Source organism: Cellulomonas sp. GbtcB1 (assembly GCF_019091725.1).
Taxonomy (GTDB): domain Bacteria; phylum Actinomycetota; class Actinomycetes; order Actinomycetales; family Cellulomonadaceae; genus Cellulomonas.
In genome coordinates this window covers 1-1,805 of the sequence record NZ_JAGXJG010000113.1, presented here as the reverse complement: position 1 = coordinate 1,805, position 1,805 = coordinate 1, and the positions used below count along the sequence as shown (strand labels likewise).

At 79.9% G+C, this 1,805-nt stretch carries 1 protein-coding gene; it reads right to left on the bottom strand.

Annotated elements, in window-relative coordinates; genetic code table 11:
- Positions 1-12: 12 nt before the first annotated feature.
- Entirely contained in the window at positions 13-1,527 is a 1,515-nt protein-coding gene (gene murC / locus KVT14_RS19935) for a UDP-N-acetylmuramate--L-alanine ligase (protein ID WP_308161184.1), read from the bottom strand.
- Positions 1,528-1,805 lie beyond the last annotated feature (278 nt).

Genomic DNA, 1,805 nt, shown 5'->3' with positions numbered 1-1,805 from the left:
GCTGCGGGGGCGTCACGCCTGCCCCGCCTCCGTGGCGGTGCCAGGGGTGCCGTCGCCGACCGGTCCGGCCTCGGCGTCGGCGGCGGCCGGGGCGCCCCCGGCCTCGCCGGCGCCCGCGCCCGCCAACGCCGCCAGCACGACCGCGCCGAGCTCGGTCACGTCGCCGGCGCCCACGGTCAGCACCAGGTCGCCGGGCGCAGCCGCGGCGGCCACGGCCCGTGCCGCCTCGTGCCGGTCCGCGACGAACCGCGCACGCCCGGGCGTGGGCACCCGCTGCACGATCGTGTCGCCCGAGACCTCGGGGTCCGGGTCCTCGCGCGCCGCGTAGACGTCGGTCACGACGACGGTGTCCGCGAGGTCGAGCGCCGCGCCGAACTCCGTCGCGAACGTCCGGGTGCGGGAGTACAGGTGCGGCTGGAACAGCACGTGCACCGCGCCGTCGCCGGCGACGCCCCGCGCGGTCCGCAGCAGCGCCGCGACCTCGGTCGGGTGGTGGGCGTAGTCGTCGACGACCCGCACGCCCGCGGCGGTGCCCCGGTCCTCGAACCGGCGGCCCGTGCCGCGGAACTCCCCCAGCCCGGCGGCGACGGCGACGGGGTCGGCGCCGACGGCCCAGGCCGCGAGGTAGGCGGCGGCGGCGTCGGCGGCGTTGTGCTCGCCGGGGACGGCGAGCGCGAGCTCGGCGCCGGGCACCTCGGCGGTCCGGGAGGTCAGCGTCGTGCGCCAGGTGCCGCCCGCGGCGACGACCGGACCGACGACGAGGTCCGGCCCGAGCTCGCCGATCGAGGCGTCCGTGCCGTAGGTGAGCACGCGGACGCCGCGGCGGGTCAGCCGCTCGCCGACCTCGGCCACCAGGCGCGCCGCGCCCGGGTCGTCGAGGCACGCGACCAGCGCGCCGCCGTCCAGCACCCGGTCGGCGAACGCCGCGAACGCGGCCTCGAACGCCTCCGTGGTGCCGTAGTGATCCAGGTGGTCGGGCTCGACGTTGGTGACGATCGCGACCGCGGGGGCGTACGCCAGGAACGAGCCGTCGGACTCGTCGGCCTCGGCCACGAACGCCTCGCCGGCGCCGGTCCGGTAGCCCGGGGTCGCGCCCTCAGGGGTCAGCACGGTCCCGCCGATCGCGTACGACGGGTCGAGCACCTCGTCCGCGCGCCCCGCCGCGGTCAGCGCCGTGGCCACCATCGCCGACGTCGTCGTCTTGCCGTGCGCGCCGGCGACCGCGATGCCGATGCGACCGGCCATGAGCGCGGCCAGCGCCTCGGAGCGGTGCAGCACCGGCAGGCCGCGCTCGCGCGCCCGCGCCAGCTCCGGGTTGGACTCGCGGATCGCGCTCGACAGGACGACCGAGTCGACGTCCTCGACGTGGGCGGCGTCGTGTCCGACGTGCACGGTGACGCCCGCGGCGCGCAGGCCGTCCAGCGCCGGGCCCTCCTTCGCGTCGGAGCCCGACACGGTCAGGCCGCGCGCGGCCAGCAGGCCGGCGACCGCCGACATGCCGGCACCGCCGACGCCGACCAGGTGCACCCGGCCGAGGTCCGCCAGCGCGCCGACGGGCGCGCCGACGGGCGCGGCGGTGTCGCGCGCGGCGGCGTCGCCGGAGCCGGCCGCCGCGACGACCGGGGTCGCGACCGTCAGCGGCGCCGACGCGGGCACCGCGCCGGCACGCGCCACCGCGTCGTCCTCCCCGGACACGTCGGGGCCGTCCGCCTGCGCGCCGGCCGCCTCCGCCGCGACGCGCTCGGCCTCGGCCCGCTCTGCGGCGAGCCGGTCCTGCTCCGCGCGCTCGGCCCGCCCGGCCTCCT